20 protein-coding genes are annotated in these 21,565 nt (G+C 72.4%); 4 read left to right on the forward strand and 16 right to left on the reverse strand.

Annotation, left to right across the window (positions count from 1 at the left end; genetic code table 11):
- Window positions 1–28: 28 nt before the first annotated feature.
- Together OG736_RS15665 and OG736_RS15670 are read left to right on the forward strand one after the other, a co-directional pair.
- Window positions 29–1,339 (forward strand): ammonium transporter, encoded by a 1,311-nt coding sequence (locus OG736_RS15665; RefSeq protein WP_327182998.1) that lies wholly within the window; start codon window positions 29–31, stop codon window positions 1,337–1,339.
- A complete protein-coding gene (locus OG736_RS15670) occupies window positions 1,336–1,674 on the forward strand; it encodes a P-II family nitrogen regulator (protein WP_142264251.1) in 339 nt (112 codons plus the stop codon). The genes OG736_RS15665 and OG736_RS15670 overlap by 4 nt, the downstream gene beginning before the upstream one ends.
- Here OG736_RS15670 and OG736_RS15675 read toward each other — a convergent pair.
- The 13 genes from OG736_RS15675 to OG736_RS15735 form a co-directional block, all read right to left on the reverse strand.
- Window positions 1,671–2,687, reverse strand: a complete 1,017-nt coding sequence (locus tag OG736_RS15675) for a WxL protein peptidoglycan domain-containing protein (RefSeq protein ID WP_327182999.1) — start codon at window positions 2,685–2,687, stop codon at window positions 1,671–1,673. The genes OG736_RS15670 and OG736_RS15675 overlap by 4 nt on opposite strands.
- 159 nt (window positions 2,688–2,846) lie before the next feature.
- The gene (locus OG736_RS15680) at window positions 2,847–4,187 is read right to left on the reverse strand and encodes a beta-xylosidase (RefSeq protein ID WP_327183000.1); all 1,341 of its coding nucleotides are present in this window, start codon (window positions 4,185–4,187) and stop codon (window positions 2,847–2,849) included.
- Between the two features lie 171 nt (window positions 4,188–4,358).
- The gene (locus tag OG736_RS15685) at window positions 4,359–4,835 is read right to left on the reverse strand and encodes a hypothetical protein (RefSeq protein ID WP_327183001.1); all 477 of its coding nucleotides are present in this window, start codon (window positions 4,833–4,835) and stop codon (window positions 4,359–4,361) included.
- 266 nt (window positions 4,836–5,101) lie between these two features.
- Window positions 5,102–5,455 (reverse strand): cytidine deaminase-like protein, encoded by a 354-nt coding sequence (locus OG736_RS15690; protein WP_327183002.1) that lies wholly within the window; start codon window positions 5,453–5,455, stop codon window positions 5,102–5,104.
- 154 nt (window positions 5,456–5,609) lie between these two features.
- Window positions 5,610–5,969: an MmcQ/YjbR family DNA-binding protein gene (locus OG736_RS15695; protein WP_327183003.1), complete on the reverse strand. Its 360-nt coding sequence runs from the start codon at window positions 5,967–5,969 to the stop codon at window positions 5,610–5,612.
- Between the two features lie 4 nt (window positions 5,970–5,973).
- The gene (locus tag OG736_RS15700) at window positions 5,974–7,281 is read right to left on the reverse strand and encodes a hemolysin family protein (RefSeq protein ID WP_020127736.1); all 1,308 of its coding nucleotides are present in this window, start codon (window positions 7,279–7,281) and stop codon (window positions 5,974–5,976) included.
- A complete protein-coding gene (ybeY, locus tag OG736_RS15705; protein WP_020127737.1) occupies window positions 7,278–7,775 on the reverse strand; it encodes an rRNA maturation RNase YbeY in 498 nt (165 codons plus the stop codon). Before ybeY ends, OG736_RS15700 begins: the two co-directional genes overlap by 4 nt.
- Before the next feature lie 13 nt (window positions 7,776–7,788).
- Window positions 7,789–8,847, reverse strand: coding sequence for a PhoH family protein (locus OG736_RS15710; protein ID WP_028806498.1), 1,059 nt, complete (start codon window positions 8,845–8,847; stop codon window positions 7,789–7,791).
- Window positions 8,848–9,017: 170 nt separating this feature from the next.
- Complete coding sequence (locus OG736_RS15715) at window positions 9,018–10,199, reverse strand: carbohydrate kinase family protein (protein WP_442817034.1); 1,182 nt, start codon at window positions 10,197–10,199, stop codon at window positions 9,018–9,020.
- A 155-nt stretch (window positions 10,200–10,354) separates the two neighbouring features.
- Window positions 10,355–10,846, reverse strand: a complete 492-nt coding sequence (locus tag OG736_RS15720) for a hypothetical protein (protein WP_327183004.1) — start codon at window positions 10,844–10,846, stop codon at window positions 10,355–10,357.
- A gap of 122 nt (window positions 10,847–10,968) precedes the next feature.
- Window positions 10,969–12,372, reverse strand: a complete 1,404-nt coding sequence (locus OG736_RS15725) for an MFS transporter (RefSeq protein ID WP_327183005.1) — start codon at window positions 12,370–12,372, stop codon at window positions 10,969–10,971.
- A gap of 61 nt (window positions 12,373–12,433) precedes the next feature.
- Window positions 12,434–13,723: a glucarate dehydratase family protein gene (locus OG736_RS15730; protein ID WP_327183006.1), complete on the reverse strand. Its 1,290-nt coding sequence runs from the start codon at window positions 13,721–13,723 to the stop codon at window positions 12,434–12,436.
- Window positions 13,720–14,658, reverse strand: a complete 939-nt coding sequence (locus OG736_RS15735; RefSeq protein ID WP_327183007.1) for a 5-dehydro-4-deoxyglucarate dehydratase — start codon at window positions 14,656–14,658, stop codon at window positions 13,720–13,722. The genes OG736_RS15730 and OG736_RS15735 overlap by 4 nt, the downstream gene beginning before the upstream one ends.
- 115 nt (window positions 14,659–14,773) lie before the next feature.
- Here OG736_RS15735 and OG736_RS15740 point away from each other — a divergent pair, with 115 nt between their 5' ends.
- Both OG736_RS15740 and OG736_RS15745 read left to right on the forward strand, forming a co-directional pair.
- On the forward strand, window positions 14,774–15,556 hold the full coding sequence (locus OG736_RS15740) for an IclR family transcriptional regulator (RefSeq protein WP_327183008.1): 783 nt from the start codon (window positions 14,774–14,776) through the stop codon (window positions 15,554–15,556).
- 175 nt (window positions 15,557–15,731) lie between these two features.
- Window positions 15,732–17,012 (forward strand): MFS transporter, encoded by a 1,281-nt coding sequence (locus tag OG736_RS15745; protein ID WP_327183009.1) that lies wholly within the window; start codon window positions 15,732–15,734, stop codon window positions 17,010–17,012.
- Between the two features lie 28 nt (window positions 17,013–17,040).
- Here the strand turns inward: OG736_RS15745 and OG736_RS15750 are convergent, their stop codons facing one another.
- From OG736_RS15750 to OG736_RS15760, 3 genes are all read right to left on the reverse strand, one after another.
- The gene (locus OG736_RS15750) at window positions 17,041–19,674 is read right to left on the reverse strand and encodes an immunoglobulin domain-containing protein (protein ID WP_327183010.1); all 2,634 of its coding nucleotides are present in this window, start codon (window positions 19,672–19,674) and stop codon (window positions 17,041–17,043) included.
- Window positions 19,675–19,846: 172 nt separating this feature from the next.
- Window positions 19,847–20,383: a hypothetical protein gene (locus tag OG736_RS15755; RefSeq protein ID WP_267019972.1), complete on the reverse strand. Its 537-nt coding sequence runs from the start codon at window positions 20,381–20,383 to the stop codon at window positions 19,847–19,849.
- Window positions 20,384–20,587: 204 nt separating this feature from the next.
- Window positions 20,588–21,562, reverse strand: a complete 975-nt coding sequence (locus OG736_RS15760; protein ID WP_327183011.1) for an HtaA domain-containing protein — start codon at window positions 21,560–21,562, stop codon at window positions 20,588–20,590.
- Window positions 21,563–21,565: the final 3 nt, after the last annotated feature.

The following is a 21,565-nucleotide window of genomic DNA, read 5'->3' on the forward strand; positions in this document are numbered from 1 at the left end:
ACGAGCCCCCGCATCGTTGGAGACTCCCGTGACTCTGGCCGCCGCCCACGCGAACACCGGCGACACCGCCTGGCTGCTCGCCGCCACCGCCCTCGTCCTGCTGATGACCCCGGGTCTCGCCCTCTTCTACGGAGGCATGGTCCGCACGAAGAGCGTCCTCAACATGCTCATGATGAGCTTCGTGTCGATCGCGCTGGTCACGGTGGTGTGGCTGACGGCCGGCTACTCGCTCGCGTTCGGCGACGACGCCGGGGGCGGGCTGATCGGCGGCCTCGAGCACGCCGGGATGGCGGACCTCGGCCCGGACAGCGTGCAGGGCACGGTCCCCACCCTCCTGTTCGCCGCCTTCCAGCTCACCTTCGCGATCATCACGGCCGCCCTGATCAGCGGCGCGATCGCGGACCGGGCGAAATTCGGCGCGTGGCTGGTCTTCGTGCCGGTCTGGGCGCTCCTCGTATACGTTCCCGTGGCGCACTGGGTGTGGGGCCCCGGTGGCTGGATCCTCGACCGGCTCGGCGCCCTCGACTTCGCCGGCGGTCTCCCGGTCGAGATCACCTCGGGCGCCTCGGGCCTGGCGTTGTGCCTGGTCCTGGGCCCGCGCCTGGGCTTCAAGAAGGACGCGATGCGTCCGCACAACCTCCCCATGGTGATGCTGGGCGCGGGTCTGCTCTGGTTCGGCTGGTTCGGCTTCAACGCGGGCTCCGCGCTGGGCGCGAACGGTCTGGCGGCGGCCGCTTTCCTCAACACCCTCACCGCGGGCTGCACCGGTCTGCTCGGCTGGCTCTTCGTCGAGCAGCGGCGCGACGGCCACCCGACGACGCTGGGCGCGGCGTCCGGCGCGGTCGCGGGCCTGGTGGCCATCACGCCCTCCTGCGGCTCGGTCTCCCTGCTCGGCGCCCTGGTCGTCGGCCTCGCGGCCGGTGTCGTCTGCTCCTACGCCGTGAGCTGGAAGTTCAAGCTGAACTACGACGACTCCCTCGACGTGGTCGGGGTCCACCTGGTCGGCGGGATCATCGGCACACTCCTCATCGGCGTCTTCGCGGTGGACACCATGACCGGCGGCGCCGAGGGCCTCCTCTACGGCGGCGGGCTCGGCCAGCTCGGCAAGCAGCTGGTCGCCGTGGTCGTCGTGGGGGCGTACGCCTTCACCGTCACGTACGGCATCGCCAAGGTGCTCGACAAGGCGATCGGCCTGCGCGCGCACGAGGACCACGAGCACACCGGCCTGGACCTTACGGTGCACGCCGAGACGGCATACGATCACGGCGTCCTGGGCCACGGCGCCCCGGTCGGCTCGCACCCCGTCCTCTCCGCCCAGAAGGTCAAGCCACAGGAATGAAGCTCATCACCGCGATCGTCAAGCCCTACCGCCTCGACGAGGTCAAGACGGCTCTCCAGGAGCTCGGCGTGCACGGCCTGACCGTGACCGAGGCCAGCGGCTACGGCCGGCAGCGCGGCCACACCGAGGTGTACCGGGGCGCCGAGTACCAGGTCGACCTCGTGCCCAAGGTGCGCATCGAGGTCGTCGTCGACGACGCGGAGTCCGAGGCCGTGATCGACGCGATCGTGCGCGCCGCGCACACCGGGAAGATCGGTGACGGCAAGGTGTGGGCGCTGCCGGTCGAGACGGTCGTGCGGGTGCGGACGGGCGAGCGCGGGCCCGACGCGCTTTAACCTCCGGCGGTTCGGCTCAGTTTCGGCTGCGGGTCCGCTGGGGCTGGTCGCGCAGTTCCCCGCGCCCCTGGGCGGCTGGGCCCCGCGGGCCCTCGCCTCCTTCTGATCAGGAACCACCCCCCTGCTGCGATCGCCGCCGCCACTGACCCCACCACCAGCCACGGCACCGCCACGAAGGACGTTGTCGCGGACTCCTCGGTGCCCTTGGCGGTCGCCGTCAGCTTGACGTCGGCCCGGTCGAGCTGGGGGGCGTCGCGCCAGCGTTCGGTGAGGCGGACGCGTTGGCCCGGGAGGAGCTGGGAGGGGATCTTCGTCAGGTCCCGGGTCAGCAGGGTGCGGCCGAACAGCCCGCTCGCCTTCAGCTCCACCTTCGGTGCGAGGGTGACGTTGCCGGTGTTGTGCAGGGTGTAGGAGATCGTCGCCGTGCTGTCGCCGAGGCCGGGGACCAACGGCTGGTCGTGGCCGACCGTGACGTTCTCGACGGCGAGCGCGGGCAGCGTGGGCCCGCCGACCTGGAGGTAGACGCGGGCGCCGACGGCCCGCTGGACGCCCAGCGCGACCCCGCCTTCGCCCTGCTCGACCCGTTCGTCGAGGGCGACGATCGCCCCCGGGTGGTCGCCGGGCTCGGCCCCCTCGGGCACCCGGACGGTGAACGGCACGGTGACCGTCGCACGGCCGGGCACGGTGACCCGGTCCTTCGGCAGCTCGGCCCAGGCGCCCACGCCGCGCATCTTCTCGCCGAGCGACTTCACGGCGAACCCGCCGTCGCGCGCGGTGTTGTAGGCGTCGGCCGCGTACAGCCGGAAGGTGAGGGGCTCGGCCGTCTTGTTGGCGACGACGACCTTGTCCTCGATCGTCTGGCCGGGATCGGCGGAGACGTAGAAGTAGGGCCGCGCGGCGACGGCCGAGGAGACGGGGTAGACCGACCAGCTGCCGTTGTCGGCGGCGCGGGCGGGGGTCGCGAGCGTCAGGAACAACAGCAGCGGCAGGAGGAGGACGTACGGCTTGCGCATGGGTGCGGACCCCCCAGCGGACGGGCCCCGGCCGGCGGGCCCCGGCGAACGGGCTTCGATGAACGTGCTTCGACGAACAGGCTTCGACGGCTGGGTGGTCGGGCGGGTGCGGACCTGTGGGGCGGGCGCCCGGCCACCGGTGGACGTGGTGCGTACGGCTCAGGTGAGCGTGAGGGTCAGGACGCCGGCGTAGCTGCCCGGAGGCGTGAACGACGGTACGTCGAGGGACAGTTGGGCGCCGGTGGTGAACTCGCCGCCGGTGGCCGTGCCGTCGGGCGTGGACGCCAGGGTCGCCCCCGCGGCGCCGACCGTGCCCGCCGAACCGGCCTGACAGGTGCTCGGGCTGCCCGCCTTGGTGGTGCACGCGGGCGTCCAGCTCAGCTTGCCGGCGTCGATCTTGGCGCCGGGGCCGCTGAAGTCGGTGACCTTGCCGGTCAGGGACCAGCCCGCGGGTCCGCCGCGGAAGTCCTTGACGGTCACGGTCTGGAGCGCGCCGGTCGAGGCCCCGCCCTGGCCGAAGTCGACCGCGGACAGCTGGACGGCGTCCCCGGCCTGGGACATCGACAGCGTGCCCGCCCGGACCGTGGTGGTCACCTTCTGGCTGCCCTCCGGTACGGGCTGGTCGTCGATCACGACGTACGCGACCGGTCCGGCACCGAGGTCCGAGCTCCACGCGCCGCCCTCGTACGCCACGACACCGGTCGTGGTGAGGTCGCTGACGACGAGCGAGCCGGAGATGCCGCCCTGCGCGTTGGCGGTCACGGTCGCCGTGTCCGCGGTCTGGGTGGACGCGGAGCGCCCGGCCAGCGTGACGGTCGCGCCCGCGGTGAAGCCGCTGCCGGTGACGGCGACGGCCGCGCCCGGACTGCCGGAGGCCGAACCCAGTGAGATCGCACGGGTGTTGGCCGGCGGGTTGTCGGCGGCGGTGACGGTCTCCGACACCGGGGCGGGCGGGTTGGTCACCGTGCAGGGGGTGTCCAGCTCCAGGATGTAGCTGGTGTGGATGTTGTAGTCACCGGGCGAGAGGGTGATCGCGCCGGGCGTGGTGACCGTGAAGGTGCCGGTCATGGAGAACGACGGGAAGGCTCCCCTGCCGGGCACCGGGGGGTTCTGCCTCGGCCCCGTGACCGTGACGCTGCCGGTCTGCGCGCCACCGAGGGTGACCTTGCCCGTCGGCGTCATGATGTCGGCCGGCAGGGCCAGGTCGGTGGGGTTGCTCGCGGCGGGTGTGACCACCGTGTACGTCACGGTGACGGTGTCGCCGACCTGCGGACTGGTGTTGTCCGCCGTGATCTTCGCGGTGGTGGTGCCGTCGATCGGCGGGAGGCCCGCGATGGCCGGCGGGATGCAGTGCGTGTCGAAGTCGACGTTGGACGCGGCGACGGCCGGGGCCGCCAGCGCTCCGCCGGCGGTGACCGCGAGCGCGGTCGCCCCGAGCAGCGACGCCCAGCGCCGTCTTCGGGAACCTCGGGTGCTTCCGGAACTTCGGGGTGAACCCATGTTGCCCCCTCCTCCAGGGTGCGGGCGCAGCGGCTCTTCTGCGCCGACAGGGGGCATTGAGGTGCGGATCGCGTGAGAAGTCAATGGACATCACGTGGTGAACTGATGGGCCGTCAGTTTCCTGGCTCAGCCGGAAAACTGACGGCCTGTCGGCTCAGTTTCCAACCGCTATCAGCTGAACACGAACGGGCCCGGCGTCTGCGCCGCGCTCGTCGTACAGGTGACGGTGATCCCGAAGACGACCATCTTCAGGGAGCCGCCGTAGAAGTTCAGGCTGTCACCGGAGGCCACGGTCCCGTTGAGCGGACCGACCGTGATCGTGGAGCCCGCCGGCATGGCGGGGTTCACCGTGCCGGAGAAGACCCTGGCGGGACCGGTCGAGTTCGCCATCGTGAGCGTGGAATTGATGCTGTTCGCGCCGATCGCGATCGGCGTGGTGATCGCGGTGGACGTCAGCTTGAGGGTGGCGGCCGTGCCCGTCTGGGTGGCCGTGAGGGTGGCTGCGCCGCCTCCGAAGAGACCGCAGCTGGCGGTGACGTTCGCCGTCAGCGGGGTGACGGCGACAGCCGAGGGCGCGAGGGCCAGTCCGGTGACCGCGAGGGCCCCGACCAGCATTGCCGCACCTGATCCGATTCGCTTGCCTCTCATGGGATCCGCTCCCTTCCCGAGTACGGGAATCCATGTGGGGGGTGGATGGACGGGAGATGCCGACGGACCACCGCCCGGGAGGGATGGGTGCGGACACCCTGCCCAGGTGGAGATCTGACGTCCGGATCCGACATCCGGATCCGACGTCAGGATCTGACGGTCCGTCGGAACTTGCGGTTCCATTGATGCGCGAGCGAAGCGGGAACGGCAAGGTTGAATTCCGGCCTACCTCCGACCGGCCCCCCGTGGCCTGCTTCCGGCTGCCGTCAGCCCGCGGAGACGGTGCGCCGGACGGTCCCGTCCGGCGAGGCCACCAGCACCGGCGTACCCGCCCCGCCGAGGTCCCGCACGGCGGCCAGATCGGCCTCGTCGGCCGTCTCCGACGCGGTCACCACCGCCGCCGCCTCCAGCGACTCCGCCCCCGAGGCCACCGCCATGGCCACCGCCGTCCGGAGCGCGCTCAACCGCAGCGACGGCAGCTCCACCGTCGCCGCGACATACGTACGTCCGGTCTCGTCCCGTACGGCGGCCCCCTCGGGCACACCGTTGCGGGCCCGCGCGGAGCGGGCCAGGGTGACGATCTTGCGGTCCTCGGGGTCGAGCGCGTTGCTGTCGGTCATGCCCCGAGCATACGAAGAACCGATCCGCGCACCGCGTCTGCCCTGCGCGACCGCGTGACGGGTGGTGCCGCCACCACCGGTAGGGGCGACTGCCACCCCCGTTCCGGTGGCCGGAAGAGCTCGGGCCGCGCGGCCGCGTGGCCGCCGGACGGGCTCAGGGACGGTCGAGCTGCAGCCGCTCGGCCCGCGGCAGACCGGCGACCACCAGGTCGTAGGAGTCCTCGACGAGCTCCCGGACCAGCCGGTCCGGGAGCTCTCCGTCGACCGTCACCGTGTTCCAGTGCCGCTTGTTCATGTGCCACCCGGGGACGATCAGCCCCTCGTGCTCCCCGCGCAGACGCACCGCGTCGTCCGGGTCGCACTTGAGGTTCACCGTCAGGGGCCGCGCGTCCAGGGTCGTCAGGGCGAACAGCTTGCCGCCGACCTTGAAGACCGAGATCTCCGGCCGGAAGGGGAAGTCCTCCACCGCCGCGTTGAAGGAGAGGCACAAGGCGCGCAGTTCCTGAGGGGTCACTCCGTCACTCCGGTTTCGTCTCGTCCTGCGGCCGGTCCGCCGCTTCCAGCGGCTCCACCAGCACCGTGACGATCTTGTTCCGGCGGCCGGCCGCGGCCTCCGCCGTCAGCCGCAGCGCGCGCCCGTCCGGCAGGTCGACCACGCTCGACGCCCCGGCGATGGGCACCCGCCCCAGCGCCTTGGCGAGCAGCCCGCCGACGGTCTCCACGTCCTCGTCGTCGTACTCCTCGAGGCCGTACAGCTCGCCGAGGTCGGTGATGTCGAGGCGGGCGGTGACCCGGTGACGGTCGTCGCCGAGTTCCTCCACCGGCGGGAGTTCACGGTCGTACTCGTCCGTGATCTCGCCGACGATCTCCTCGAGGATGTCCTCGATGGTGACGATGCCGGCCGTGCCGCCGTACTCGTCGATGACGACGGCGACGTGGTTGCGGTCCTGCTGCATCTCCCGCAGCAGGTCACCGGCGTTCTTGGTGTCGGGCACGAAGGCGGCGGGCCGCATCGCCGTCGACACCAGCTCGCCCTCGGCGTCCCGGTTGATGTGCGTCTTGCGGACCAGGTCCTTCAGATACACGATGCCGACGATGTCGTCCTCGTTCTCCCCGGTCACCGGTATGCGGGAGAAACCGGAGCGCAGGGCGAGGGTCAGCGCCTGGCGGATGGTCTTGTACCGCTCGATGACGACGAGGTCGGTCCTCGGGACCATGACCTCGCGTACGAGGGTGTCGCCGAGTTCGAAGACGGAGTGCACCATGCGGCGCTCGTCGTCCTCGATCAGGGACTCCTTCTCGGCGAGGTCGACCAGCGCGCGCAGCTCCGCCTCGGAGGCGAAGGGGCCCCGGCGGAAGCCCTTGCCGGGGGTCAGCGCGTTGCCGATGAGGATCAGCAGCGACGGGATCGGGCCCATGATCCGCGCCAGCGGGAGCAGCACGTACGCGGCCGCCGTCGCGGTGTTCAGCGGGTGCTGGCGGCCGATGGTGCGCGGAGAGACGCCGACGGCGACGTACGAGACGAGGACCATCACGCCGATCGCCGCGAACAGGGCCCCGGTGGTGCCGTCGATCTCCTGGAGGCAGGCGTAGGTGACCAGCGCGGCGGCCGCCATCTCGCAGGCGACGCGGACCAGCAGCGCCACGTTCAGATAGCGGGTGGGGTCGGCGGCGATCTGCGCGAGCTTGGCGCTGCCCCGCCGGCCGGAACGTACGGCCTCCTCGGCGCGGAAGCTGGAGACGCGCGCGAGGCCCGCCTCCGCGCAGGCGGCGAGCCAGGCGACGACGACCAGGGCGATCGCGCCGGCGACGAGGGTGGGGCTCATGAGACGGTCGGGGCCGGGGACGGGCCGGTCAGGCCCTTCTCCGCACGCCAGCCGTCGACGATGGCGGCCTGGAGACCGAACATCTCGGCCTTCTCGTCGGGCTCCTCGTGGTCGTACCCCAGCAGGTGCAGCACCCCGTGGACGGTGAGCAGTTGGAGCTCCTCGTCCATGGAGTGCTGCGTCGGCGCCTCGGTGCCCTGCCGGGCGGCGACCTCGGGGCACAGCACGATGTCGCCGAGGAGGCCCTGCGGGGGCTCGTCGTCGTCCTTCGACGGCGGCCGCAGCTCGTCCATCGGGAAGGACATGACGTCCGTCGGCCCCGGCAGGTCCATCCACTGGATGTGCAGCTGCTCCATGGCATCGGTGTCCACGACGATCACCGAGAGCTCGGAGAGCGGGTGGATGCGCATCCGCGCGAGCGCGTAGCGGGCGATGTCGAGGATCGCCTGCTCGTCGACCTCGGTTCCGGACTCGTTGTTGACGTCGATCGACATGGTGCTGGCTTGTCTACTTCCGCTTGTTACGGCCGCCCTTGTGGGTGCCGTTCTCCGTACCGTTCTCGCTGTCGTACTGCTCGTACGCGTCGACGATACGGCCGACGAGCTTGTGCCGGACGACGTCCTGGGACGACAGGCGGGAGAAGTGGACGTCGTCGAGCCCCTCCAGGATGTCCTGGACCTGCCGCAGACCCGACTTCGTGCCGTTCGGCAGGTCGACCTGGGTCACGTCACCCGTGATCACGATCTTCGAGTCGAAGCCGAGCCGGGTGAGGAACATCTTCATCTGCTCGGGGCTCGTGTTCTGGGCCTCGTCCAGGATGATGAAGGCGTCGTTCAGGGTACGGCCCCGCATGTAGGCCAGCGGCGCGACCTCGATCGTGCCCGAGGCCATCAGCTTCGGGATCGAGTCCGGGTCCAGCATGTCGTGCAGCGCGTCGTACAGCGGGCGCAGGTAGGGGTCGATCTTCTCGTACAGCGTGCCCGGGAGGAAGCCGAGCCGCTCCCCCGCCTCGACCGCCGGGCGGGTCAGGATGATGCGGTTGACCTGCTTGGACTGGAGGGCCTGGACCGCCTTGGCCATGGCCAGGTAGGTCTTGCCGGTACCGGCCGGGCCGATGCCGAAGACGATCGTGTGCTTGTCGATCGCGTCGACGTACCGCTTCTGGTTGAGGGTCTTGGGTCTGATGGTGCGACCGCGCGAGGACAGGATGTTCTGGGTCAGAACCTCGGCCGGGGTCTCCTGGCCGTCACTCGTCCCGTTCTCACTCGCCCGCAGCATGGCGATCGAGCGTTCCACTGCGTCCTCCGTCATCGGCTGTCCGGTGCGGAGCACCAGCATCATCTCGTCGAACAGGCGCTGGACGAGAGCGACTTCCCGTGGGTCGCCGACCGCGCTGATCTCATTGCCCCGGACATGGATGTCGGCCGCCGGGAAGGCCGTCTCTATCACGCGCAGGAGGGAGTCTCCGGATCCCAGCACCGTCACCATGGGGTGCTGGGCGGGAACGGTGAACTGTGCTCTCGCCTTGCCCTGCGCGGGCGTGTGAGCTGTGGGTGTCTGAGTCATAGGCCGGCCCGAGGGCCTCTACGTCCTCCCGGATGCGTCTCGCCTGCCACGAGGGCGGCCTGGCGAGTTCAAGGGTACGCCAGGGGACTGACAACGCCGTAGGGCTTTTCCGGGTCGGGTGACGCGTCCGGCGGCGGGTCGGGTGACGGGTCGGGCAACGCGTCCGGCGACTACGCCGAGCGGCCGAAGCCGATCGTCGGCACCGCTCTGCGCAGCGGCCACGGGGTGGCCTCCTCCGCCGCCGGGAGCAGCGTCGGGAGCAGGGCGTCCAGGAACGCGTACCGCAGGAGCGCCTCGGGGTCCTGGCTCTCGACCGACTGGACCCTGCGCCACCACGCCGCGATCTCGGACCAGCCGGGGGCGGAGAGCGAGCCGCCGAACTCCTGCACGGAGAGGGCCGCGGTGAGGCCGGCGAAGGCGAGGCGGTCGGCGAGCGGCCAGTCGGCCAGCGTGCCGGTGACGAAGCCGGCCACGAAGACGTCCCCCGCGCCGGTGGGGTCGAGGGCCTCGACGGCGATGGCCGGGACCTCGGCGGACTCGCCGGTGCGCCGGTCCACGGCGTAGGCGCCCTCCGCACCGAGGGTCACGACCGCGAGCGGTACGTGCTCGGTGAGGGCGTGGGCGGCGGCGCGGGGACAGGTGGCGCCGGTGTAGCGCATGGCCTCCTCCGCGTTCGGCAGGAAGGCCTCGCAGTGCGCCAGGTCGGTGAGGCCGGCCAGGTCCCAGGCACCGGTGTCGTCCCAGCCGACGTCGGCGAAGATGCGGGTGCCGCGACCGGCGGCCCGCTCGATCCAGGGGGCGGGCCTGCCGGGGGTGAGGGAGGCGACGGCGGCGCGGGCGTGCGGCGGGTGCTCAGGCGCCTCTTCCTGCGTCAGCACGGCCTCGACGGGCGGTTCGTGGCCGTGGGAGACCATGGTCCGCTCGCCCTCGTAGGCCATGGAGACGGTGACCGGCGAGTGCCAGCCGGGGACGGAGCGCGAGGCGCTGAGGTCGATGCCCTCGCCCTGTTCGAGGGCGTCCCAGCAGTACTCGCCGTAGTGGTCGTCCCCGAAGGCCGCCGCGAGGGAGGTGCGCAGGCCGAGCCGGGCGAGTGCGGTGGCCATGTTGGCGACGCCGCCGGGGCTCGAGCCCATTCCGCGCGCCCAGGACTCGGTCCCGCGCACCGGGGCGGAGTCGAGCCCGGTGAAGATGATGTCGAGGAAGACGGTGCCGGTGAGGTAGACGTCCCACGGCGGATCGTCGGGGGCGCGCCGGGCTGCCAGAGGGTCGACCCGGGCAGCCCTGCAGATCTGGCCGGCCTTGCCGGTCTGGCGGTGGTGTCCCTCTCCGGTGGACGCGTTGGACGCGGTCACGGTGCGCTCCCTGACGTGGTGCCGATCTGGCCAGTGTGCACCACGCCACCGACAGGACGCTGTCTGTCACACGCGAGCCGGGAAGAACCGTCCCTCGGTACGCAGCAGGTGCGGGAGGTACGGAGGCACCGGGGTACTGAGACTCGGAGATCGCCTCAGCCGCCGCGGGCAGCGCCTTCGGGCCACACCACGTCCACCGGCAGGCTCGCCGCCCGCGCTTCGAGGACGGTGTCGGCGGTGCCGCCGCCCCGGCCGGTGGGCGGTTCGCCGTTCCACACGGCGACGAGCCGGTCGGCGCGTTCGATCAGTACGGTGTTGGCGGCCTCGTACGCCTGACGGCCGGCCTTCTCCCGGGGGAGGACGAGTACCTCCGCGGCGGCTGCGAGCAGGCGGTCGAAGAGGGGTGCGTCGGCGGGCCCGACCTGGCTCAGCCGGTAGTCCCGCGACGGGACGACGACCGTCAGGCGTCCACCGGCCGCGAGGACGGCCTCGGCGAACAGCAGGTCGGCGCCCCTGGCGAGGCAGGAGACGCCGATGAGCCGGCCGTCGTGCGCGTACCGCCCGAGGAGGTCGTCCAGGGCCGAGCGGACCAGAGGGAGGCTGTCCTCGGTCAGGTCCATGTGCCCGGTCACCGCGATGGTCGTCACGTCACGCGTCCCCTTCGCCTCGCCGACCGGTTCGCACCGGACGGCGGCCGGGCCGCGGCGGTCGGGCGCGGATCGTACCGCGCGCCCCGCCGGGTCCGTGACCGCCGCCCGGCGCCGTTCCGTCAGGCCGTGGCCGGGCCCGGGGGCATCGCGCGGGCGGCACCCGGGGTCGCCTCGGGGGCCGGGGACGCCTGGGCGGCCGGGGACTTCGCCGGGCGGGTGCGGACGCGGTCGTTGCGGCCGCCTCCCCGGACCAGCAGAACGCTGAGCGCGGCCAGGAAGCCGACGACCGTCAGGCCCACCAGCCCGCCCTTCGTCGACCCCGTCGTGTCCTCGATGATCCCGAAGGCGGTCGGGGCGACGAAGCCGCCCAGGTTGCCGATGGAGTTGACCAGCGCGATGCCGGGGGCGGCGGCGCGGGCGTCGAGGTAGCTCTGCGGGATGGTCCAGAAGATCGGTGAGGCCGGCTTGAAGCCCATCGCCGCCAGGCACAGCGCGCCCAGGCCCGCCCACGGCGACACGAAGACGGCGAGGAGCGTGCCGCAGCCGCCGAGCACCAGCAACCCGACCAGGATGGGACGCCGTTTGCCGATCCGGTCCGAGATCCGGCCGCTGACGTAGACCGCCACGATGGCGCACAGCCACGGCACCGAGGTCAGCAACCCGACCTGGAAGGCGCTCAGTCCGCCGATGTCTTCCACGATCGACGGCAGCCAGAAGGTGACCGCGTACAGGGCGACGTTGATCGCGAAGTAGATCCACAGGAAGAGCAGGATCTGCGGGTCGGCGAGGAGCTTCCAGCGGGAGACCCGGACGTGGGCGGTGCCGCGCGCCTCCTGCTCCGCCTCGATCACCTCGACGAGCCCCGCCTTCTCCTCCTGGGTCAGCCATGTCGCCTCCTCCACACCGGAGTCGAGGAAGCGGTAGACGACGAAGCCGAGGACGACGGAGAAGACGCCTTCGACGAAGAACATCCACTGCCAGCCGGAGTGGCCCCAGACGCCGTGCATCTCGAGCAGCGCGCCCGAGATCGGTCCGACGACGACCGTCGCCGTTCCCGAACCCATCAGGAAGATCGAGGTGGCGCGGCCCCGGTGGGAGTCGGGCAGCCAGCGGGAGAAGTAGTAGATGACGGCCGGGAAGAACCCGGCCTCCGCGACGCCGAGGAGGAATCGCAGGGCGTAGAACATGCCCGCGCTGTCGACGAACGCCATCGCCGTGGCGACGACACCCCAGCTGATCATGATCCGGGTGAGCCAGACCTTGGCGCCGAAGCGCTCCATCAGCATGTTGGAGGGCACTTCGAAGAGGGCGTAGGCGATGAAGAAGATGCCGGCGCCGAGTCCGAAGGCCGCGGCGGACAGGCCCACGTCGGCGCGGAGTTCGTCCTGCGCGAAGCCCAGGTTGACGCGGTCCATGTAGTTCGCGACGAACATCACGAAGAACAGCGGGACCACTCTGCGGAAGATCTTGTGGATGGCGGACCGGACGGCCGGGGAGTGGGATTCGGGGACTGCTGCTGACACGAGCGGCTCCGATCGTGGGCAGGGGAAGGGGAGTTGCCGGTGCGGGGCCACCGGCACGGAGTCACCAGCGGGGGACGGCCGGGGTGACCCAGTCGGGGTCGGCCAGGCGCATGGCCGCCGCGTCGTCGCGCTCGCGCAGGGCGCCGTCGTCGTCGAGCCAGCGCCGGTGCAGGAACAGGAGCTTGTCCCGGTCGAGTTCGACGCCGAGGCCGGGCGCGTCCGACACGGTGACCTTGCCGTCGTCGAAGGTGAGGCGTTCGGTGAGGACGTCCTCCGACTGCCAGGGGTAGTGGGAGTCGCAGGCGTGGTGGAGGTTCGCCACGGTGGACGCCACGTGGGTCATGGCGGCCAGCGAGATGCCTAGGTGGGTGTTGGAGTGCATGGAGATGCCGACGCCGAACGTCCGGCAGATCTCGGCGAGTTGCCGGGTGTTGCGCAGTCCGCCCCAGTAGTGGTGGTCGGAGAGGACGACCTGGACGGCGTCGCGGGTGAACGCCTCCTTGATCTCGGCGAACGTCGTCACGCACATGTTGGTGGCGAGCGGCACGTCGGTCTTCGCGGCCACCTCGGCCATGGCCGGGGTACCGAGGGCCGGGTCCTCCAGGTATTCGAGGATGCCGCCGATCTCCTCGGCCACCTTGAGTGAGGTCCCAACGGACCAGGCGCCGTTGGGGTCGAGGCGCAAGGGATGGCCGGGGAACGCCTCGGCCAGCGCCCGTACGGCGGCGATCTCCTCGTCCGGCGGGAAGACGCCGCCCTTGAGCTTGAAGGAGGTGAAGCCGTAGCGCTCCTTGAAGCGCCGGGCCTGCTCGACCACCCCGGCCGGGTCGACGGCGGCGCCCCAGTCGTCCTTCTCCGCGGGGACGCCCTCGGGGTGGTCGGCCCACTTGTAGAAGAGGTAGGCGCTGTATTCGACCGCGTCGCGCACCTTGCCGCCGAGCAGGGTGTGCACGGGCAGGCCGAGCGCCTTGCCGAGGGCGTCGAGGCAGGCGACCTCGAAGGCGGAGACGACGGACAGCCGCAGCTTGTCGGCGGTCTGGACGCCGCGCAGCCCGCCGACGTCCACCTGCCCGGAGACCCGGGAGCTGTCGACGGCCACCTCGTCGGCGATGGTGAACAGGCCGTTCAGGTCGCTCACCGGGCGGCCGCGCAGCTTCTCGGCGAACGGGCGGGCCAGTTCGAGGTACTTGGTGTCGCCGTACGTCTCGCCGACGCCCGTGACCCCGTCCGCCGTCTCGACCTCCACGATCAGCCGGGGCGTGTACGGCTGGTGCACGCCCTGGGTGTTGAGCAGCGGCGGGTCGGCGACCAGGATCGGGGTCAGGCGGACGTCGGTGATCGTGAGGTTCACAGCGCGGCTCCTACGAGGTCGAGGCCGGCGCCCAGGAGGGCCCTGAGCTCGGCGAGGTCGGTGGGCGAGGGGTCGGTGAGCGGGGCGCGGACGGGTCCGACGGGGCGGCCGCGCAACCGGGCCGCCGCCTTGACCAACGACACGGCGTATCCCGGTACCCGGTCGCGGAGTTCGACGAGCGGGACGTAGAAGTCGCGCAGCAGCCGGTCCACGGATTTGTCGTCGCCGTCGCGCAGCGCGGTGAAGAAGGCGTTGGCGATCTCGGGGGCGAAGGCGTGGACGGCGGAGGAGTAGGCGGGGACGCCGACGGTGGCGTAGGCGCGGGCCTGGATCTCGGCGGTGGCGGCGCCGTTGAAGAAGAGGAAGCCGTCGGGGGCGGCGAGGGTGAGCCGCTGGAGGCGGTCGAGGTCGCTGTGCCCGTCCTTGAGGCCGATGACGCCCGGGATGGCGGCGACCCGCCGCAGCGCGGCGGCGGTGAAGGTTACCTGGCCGCGCTGGTAGGCGATGAGGGGCAGCCGGGTGCGGGCGGCGAGCTGCTCCAGCTGGGCGACGAGGCCGTCCTGCGGGGCGGCCACGAGGTAGTGCGGCAGGACGAGGAGGGCGTCGGCGCCGGCCTCCTCCGCGATGCGTGCGAACCGGGCGGCCTGGGCCCAGCCGTAGCCGACCCCGGCGACGACGGGCAGGCGGCCGCCCGCCTCCTCGACGGCGATCGTGACCACCCGGCGGTACTCGTCCTCGTCGAGGGAGAAGAACTCTCCGGTGCCGCAGGCGGGGAAGACGGCGCCGGGTGCGGTCGCGATCTGCGCCGCGACATGCGCGCGGAAGCCGTGGGGGTCGAGGGAGCCGTCGTCGTGGAAGCTCGTGAGCGGGAACGACAGCACTCCCTGTGCCATGCCGTCCCGCAGGCGTCGGACCGTTTCCCTGTCGAGGCTCACCCTCGGTCATCTCCCTATGTAGACGTCATCTATGTATGAAGATGGAGGTTAGATACGCGAACGCCGACCGTCAATGGGTCGCGCTCCCCGACCCGCACACCCTTACGATCGGCACATGTCGGAGACAGGCGGCGTCCGCGAGGTGAAGTCCGCGGCGCGCACGGTCGAGCTGCTGGAACTGCTCGCGGCGCGCGGCGACCGGCCGGCGCGGCTCCAGGAGCTGGCGGACGAGCTGGGGGTACCGCGCAGCTCGATGTACGCGCTGCTCCAGACCCTGATCAGCCGGGGCTGGGTACGCACGGACGTGACCGGCTCCCTCTACGGCATCGGCATCCACGCCCTGCTGACCGGCACCAGCTATCTCGACTCCGACCCGCGCGTGCGGCTGGTGCGGCCCTACCTCGACGAGGCGTCCGAGGCGCTGGGCGAGACGATCCACCTGGGCCGGCTGGACGGCCGGGGCGTGGCGTATCTGGCGACGCGCGAGTCGCACGAGTACCTGCGCACGATCAGCCGGGTCGGGCGGCGGCTCCCGGCGCACGTCGGCGCGCTCGGCAAGGCACTGCTTGCGCAGCGGCCGGACAGTGAGCTGCCCGAGGGGCCGTACGAGGCGCTCACCCCGCACTCCCGCACGAGCCGGCAGGCGCTGCTCGACGATCTCGCCGGGGTGCGGGCGCGCGGGTACTCCGTGGACCGCGAGGAGGGCGTCCTCGGCATCGTCGGGTTCGGGTTCGCGCTGCGCTACGACACCCCCGCGCAGGACGCGGTCAGCTGCTCGGTGCCGGTGGCCCGGCTGACGCCGGAGCACGAAGAGCGGATCGTCGCGGTGATGCGGGAGATCAGGGCGAAGATCGAGGCGACGGCACCGGGTTCCGGCGGCGCCGCCGACTGGCGTTAGCGACCGCCGCTACCCGCTCTCCCCCGCCCCAAACGCATGGTGATCCACATCACCCACCCTGCCCTTCATCTCGCACCGCGTGCTTGATACAAATTGCCCGCGCGTTCCTGTCCGTCGACGGTCGGCGCCCCACCCCTCTTTCTGAGCCGTCCCTTTCGCATGCCCTGGAACGCCCGTGTTCGCCCCACGCACCACCCTGCCCTGGCCCGTCGTCGCCCTGTTCACGGCCGGGTACCTCGCCCCCTATCTGCTGCCGACCGTGGTCGGCCGACTGGACGCCGGTCTGCCGCTGTCCGCCACCGAGGCCGGAGCCGTCGGCAGTGCGCTGCTGCTCGGTTCGGCCGCCGCCGGGTTCCTGCTCGCCTCACGCGTGGAGCGGATCGGGGCACGGCCCCTCGCCCGGATCGGACTGACCCTCGCCGTGCTCGGCTACGGCGGTGCCGCCCTCGCCGGTGAGGTGACCGCCGTCATCGCGGGCGCGGTCCTCGGCGGCGTCGGCTCCGGCACGGTCACCACGGTCGCCGCCACCCGGATCGCCGCCCATCCCGACCCGCACCGCGTCTCCACGGCGGGCCTGCTCGGGGTCTCCGCGCTCGCGGGCGCCGTCTACCTGACGGTGCCGCACCTGGGCACGGGGCACGGTCAGCCGCTGGCCGCGATCGCCCTCACCGCGCTCGCCGTATGGCCGCTGACGGGGCGTCTGCCCGGCCGGGCGGCCCCCGTCCGGACCCGCCGCGAGGACCGGCCGCGGCTGCCCCGGATGCGGGCCGGACTCGTCCTGGCCGCCGCCATGCCCTGCTGGTCGCTGGTCCAGAACTCGCTCTGGGGCGTCAGCGGACGCATCGGCCTGACCCAGGCGCATCTCACCGAGGCCGGTGTCGGTGTCGTCTTCGCGGTGGCGCTGGGAGCCGGGCTCACGGGTGTGCTGGGCGCGGGGGCGCTCGGGACGCGGCTCGGGCGGGCGGTGCCCATCGGCGCCGGGACCGTCCTGATCGCCGGCTGTGTCGTCGCCAGCGCCTCCGCGACCGGGCCGGTGAGCTTCGCGGCCGGCGAGATCGCCTGGAACACGCTCTACCCGATCGTGCTGTCGTACCTGATCGGACTGGCCGCCTCGCTCGACCCGCGCGGCCGCTGGGCGGTGCTCGTCGGGTCGGCGTCCTCGCTGGGGACGGCGGCGGGGCCGCTGACCGGGAGCGTGCTGTCGGCGTGGGCCGGGTTCCCGGTGATGGGCCTGCTGCTGGGGGCCGGGCTGCTCGTCGTCGCGGTGCCGATGACCGCCGTCGCCCTGCGCACGGGCGGCGGCCCGCAGGTCGCGGGCTCGGTCCGGCGGCGGGGCGGCACCCTGGAGCCGCAGGTGGTGGAGATCCCGGTGGAGGGCTCGGCGATACCCGTACGGGACGCGTACGGCACGGCCGGACCCCGGCGGGCGGGTGCCGCGCCGGGGGCCGGTGCCTGAGGCCGCCCGACCGGCCTGTCGTCGCCCGCTACCCGGCTCGCGCCGTCCTCGCCCGCCGGTGGACGTACCAGCCGGCCGCGGTGAGCAGCAGTGCCAGGCCGGCCACCGTGCCGACGGTGGCGCCGGTGGAGGCGAGGCTGCCGCCGGAGGTGGCGCCGGTCGCCGAGGTGCCCGTACCGCCCGCGCTGCCGGTGCTGCCCGTGCCGGAGCCGGACGTCGTGCCGCCGGACGTGCCCGAGGTCGAACCGCCGTCCGTGCCGCCGGTGGTGGTGTCGTCGTCGGTGTCCACCGGGTCCTGGCCGACGAACGCGACCGGGACCTTCACGTCCTGGGAGCGGTCGCCGGAGAGGGTGTGGTCGGCACGGGTGGCCAGGACGCACTTCGCCTTGAAGCAGTCGGTGAACTCGTCCTTCGCGTCCACGGTGAGTTCGACCGAGAAGGTGCCGCCGGTGCCGTACGGGGTCGCCAGCTCCTCGCCGTAGTCCGGCGGGTCGGAGGAGATCCATGCCGAGCTGTGCGAACCGCCGGTCATGTCGACGCCGCCGACGCACGGGGTCGGCAGCTCGCCGTCGCCGTTGTCGACGCACAGGGCGACGTAGACGCCCTTGTCGACGTCGTAGCCGGAGCCGGTGACCTTCACGACCTGGCCCTCGGTGGCGAGGTCGTTGACCGGGGTGACGGTGAGCTTCTGGCCCTCGGCACCGGTGCCGGTCTTCGTGCCGGACGGGCCGGAGGGGGTCTCGCCACCGCCGGTGGTACCGCCGTCGCCGCTCGCCTGCGTGACGGTCAGCGTGATCGGTGACGTGCGGGTGGTTCCCACCGCGTTGGCGAACTCGGCACGGTACTCGTAGCCGTCCTGGCCCGCCTTCGCGGTGAAGGTGTACGCGTTCTTCGTCACGCCCTCGATCTTCGACCAGGTCTGACCGCCGTCGGGGCTGACGCTCCAGCTCACGGTGGGCTCGGGGATGCCCTCGGCCGCCGCGACGAAGGTGACCTCGTCACCGGGGGCGACGGACTGGTCGGTGGGCGACTGGACGACCTTGGGCGACATCCGGACGTCGAACCTGAGGACCTTGCTCTCGGCCGCTTTGGTGACGTAGACCGACGTGGCGCCGGGGGCCACGGCGACGCCCGCGTAGGTGCCGACCCGGACGCTGCCCGGCAGGGTGACCGCGGCGGCGGCCGGCTCGAAGGTCGCGCTGTCGAGGATCTCCAGCGAACCGGCGTTGTCCGTGGTGCCGTCGGCGAGGTCCTCGCGCAGCACGAACGCCCGCCCGGTGACCTTGTCGAAGGCCACCGCCATGGCCCGGTCCGCGCCGGTCAGGGTGGTCAGCGGCTTGGCGTCCCGGTCGTAGACGAGCACGGACGTCCCGTTGCCGACCCAGACGTTGCCGGTCGCCGGGTCCGGCTCGACGAAGGTGAGGACGTCGGGGGTGAGTTCGGCCGTGCCGGTGACCTCGAAGGTGCCGGTGTCGACGCGGCGCAGCACGGCCTTGCCGTCGGCGGTGCCGAGGGACCAGGCGGCGCCGTGGGCGGCGTCCACGCCGAGCTCGCCGCCGCCTTCCAGGGCGACGGTGTCCTTCACGGTTCCGGTGGCGATCTCGACGCGGCGCAGCTCGGGTCCGGCCGCGATCAGGACGGTGGAGGTGTCGGCGTCCTGGCCGACGCCGGTGTAGGTCGCGCCGTTGGCCCAGATGCCCTGCGCGGCCGTATCGCCGTTCTTGGCGGTGCCTATGCCGCGCAGCGGGTAGTGGAAGACGACGCCGTCGCCGGGGAGCGGGGCGATGATCCGGCGGACCACGCGGGCGGCCATGGCGCCGTTCGGGCCGGGGGCCTGCGCGATGTGGCCCAGCGCGGTGCCGTTCCCCGCGTCCAGGACGTACAGGCCCTGTTCGGCCACGGTCGAGGTGTCGGGGATGTTGTCGGCACCGACGTACAGCTTTCCGGAGTCGGGGTGCAGCAGCAGGTCCAGGGGGCGGCCGGCGTTGGTGCCGGTGAACTCGCCGGCCTTCGCCTCCACATAGCCGACGGTGCCCGCCGGGACGTCCACGCCGTCTCCGCCGCCGTCTCCGTCGCCCGGGTCCTGGCCCTCGAAGGAGAGCGGGATGCGGACGTCCTGGGAGCGGTTGCCGGAGCCGTTGTGGTCGACCCGGGTGACGACCGAGCAGGCGACCTGGAGGCAGTCGAGGCCCGCGTCCTTGGCCTTGACCTTCAGGTCGACGTCGAAGGTGCCGCCTTCGCCCCACCGGACGGCGACCGTGCCCGCGCCCTCGTCGGAGGCGCCCTCGGGGATGATCCAGATCGAGGAGCCGCTGCCGCCCTCCTGGTCGGCGCCGCCGAGGCAGGGGGTGGGAACGCGGTTGTCGCCGTTGTCCTTGCACACGGCGACGTAGATGCCGAGGGCGTCGTCGTAGCCGGAACCGGTGACGCGCAGGGTCTCGCCGTCCGGGTCGAGGCCCGCGGAAGCGGAGACGGTGAGCTTCTGGCCGTCCTTGCCGAGCGCCGTCTTCGGGGTGTCGGAGGCCTCGGCGGGTGAGCCGAAGGTGACGGCCAGGGCTCCGGCAGCCACCAGGGCGGCGGCTCCCAGCAGCGCCGCGGGACGCCTGAGCCGGGGTCCGGTCGTACCGCCGTGCCGCTGCCGACCGGTTCTGTCGTCTGTCATGAAGGGTTCCTAGGGTGACGGATGGTCACTGGAAGGTGGGACGAGCCGGACGGCCGGAACGGGCCGGCCGGGTGGCCGGCCCGTTCGACGGCCCGGGTGACCGGCCCGGGTGACCGGCCCGGGTGACCGGCCCGGGTGACCGGCCCGGGTGACCGGTCGGGGCCACGAACGCCTACTGGAAGGTGACCGGGACGTGCACGTCGTACTTGCGGTCGTTGGTGTCGAAGTGGTCGGCGCGCGTGACGACGGCACACTCGACGTCCTGACCGCAGACGCTGCCGTCCTCGAGGGTGGCCTGGACGTAGATCTGCACGCTGAAGGTGCCGCCGGTGCCGAACTTGGAGCTGTTGGCGAACAGGCCGCCGAAGACGTTGTTGATCCAGTGCGAGGCGCCGGTGGAGCCGGACTCGTCCTGGCCGCCGAGGCACGGGGTGGGCTTGTTCACGCCCGCGGCGCCGTCCACGACACACAGGCCGACGTAGATGCCCTGGCCGGTGTTGTAGCCGGAGCCGGTGACGGTGATGACCTGGCCGGCCGCGGACGCGGTGTCGGGGGCCGTCAGCGACAGGTTGTAGGTGGTGCTGCCGTCCACGACGCTGCGGGTCGAGGTGGCGGCCGAGGCGGAGGTGGCCAGGCCCAGGGTGAGGGCGGCGGAGGCGGCGACGGCGAGGCCGGCGCGGGCGACGGTGCGGGTGGCGGGGACTCTCATGACGGAAGCCTCTCTTGTCCGATCCTGCGGACGGTGCCACAGGAGGAAACTTAAGTAAGGCGAACCTAAGTACGATCTCCGGTCGTTTGTCAACGGACGGCAAAAAGTCCCAACTGACCTGCGGTTTCAGTGATTTCTGGCATGCCGAGGAGCGGGCCGACCGGCCCGCTCCTCGCTGCGACTGCAAACGGCGTAACACGCCGGTCAGTTCGGGGCTCCGACCCCGAACCGGGCGCTCAGCGCGCCCCGTTCACCGCCCACGACTGTCAGCTCGACCGTGTGCTCGCCCTCGAAGGCGGTGGCGTACACCGGGAAACTCCGCGCGACCCCGCCCCGCGCGTCGGCCACCGCCTGGTAGCGCGTGTCCCCGTCGATGGAGACCAGCACGACCGCGCCGGGCGTGAACCCCGCGCCGCTGACCGTCTGTTCCGCGCCCGCGGTGAGCATGGCACGGGCCACGGCGACGGTGGGTTTCTCCTGCCAGCCGGCCCGCGGTTCCGCCGCGGCGCCCGGGGACGCCTGTGGCGACCCGGCACCCTCCGGGGCCGCGGCCCCGGTCTCGCCGACCTCCTCCGCCTCGCCCGTCCCTCCCGTCCCCGCCGTCACCCCGAGGACGCCGAGCCCGTCCCCCGCCGTGAACTCCGCCCCGCTCCAGGAGGACAGCAGCGCCGCCCCCTCCGCGGTCAGGGACGCCCGCAGCCCGGTCCAGGTCACCGAGGTCGCCCGTACGACGGCGTCGGCGCCGGCCGTCGCGACCTCGGCCAGGGCCAGCTCGCGCGCCCGCCCGTCGACGACCGTACGGCCGTACAGGGCTCCCCCGTCACCGGCGAGCCGCAGCCGCAGCCCGGCGAGAACGAGCGGCTGCGCCGCCGGGCCCTCGAAGCGGGCCGCGCCGCCCAACTCCAGTTCGACGGAGCCGCTTTCGGGGTCGACGGCACCACCGAGAGCCGGGAACGAGGCGCGGTCCGCGCTCGCCCGTACGGCAGGCCGCGTGACGCCGAGCGACACGCCCCGGCCGGCCAGTCCGGAGCCGCCCGTGGCCCAGCTCGCGGAGCCACCGGCCACCTCGCGCGGCAGCGCCTCCCCCTCTGCCCGGACCTGCGCGGCCGCCGCGGCCGGAAAGCACAGCGTGAACAGGGCACCGGCCGCCAGGGCCGCGGCACCGGGTCTCATCGCCATCTT

The organism is Streptomyces sp. NBC_01334, from assembly GCF_035983595.1.
Lineage (GTDB): Bacteria > Actinomycetota > Actinomycetes > Streptomycetales > Streptomycetaceae > Streptomyces > Streptomyces coriariae.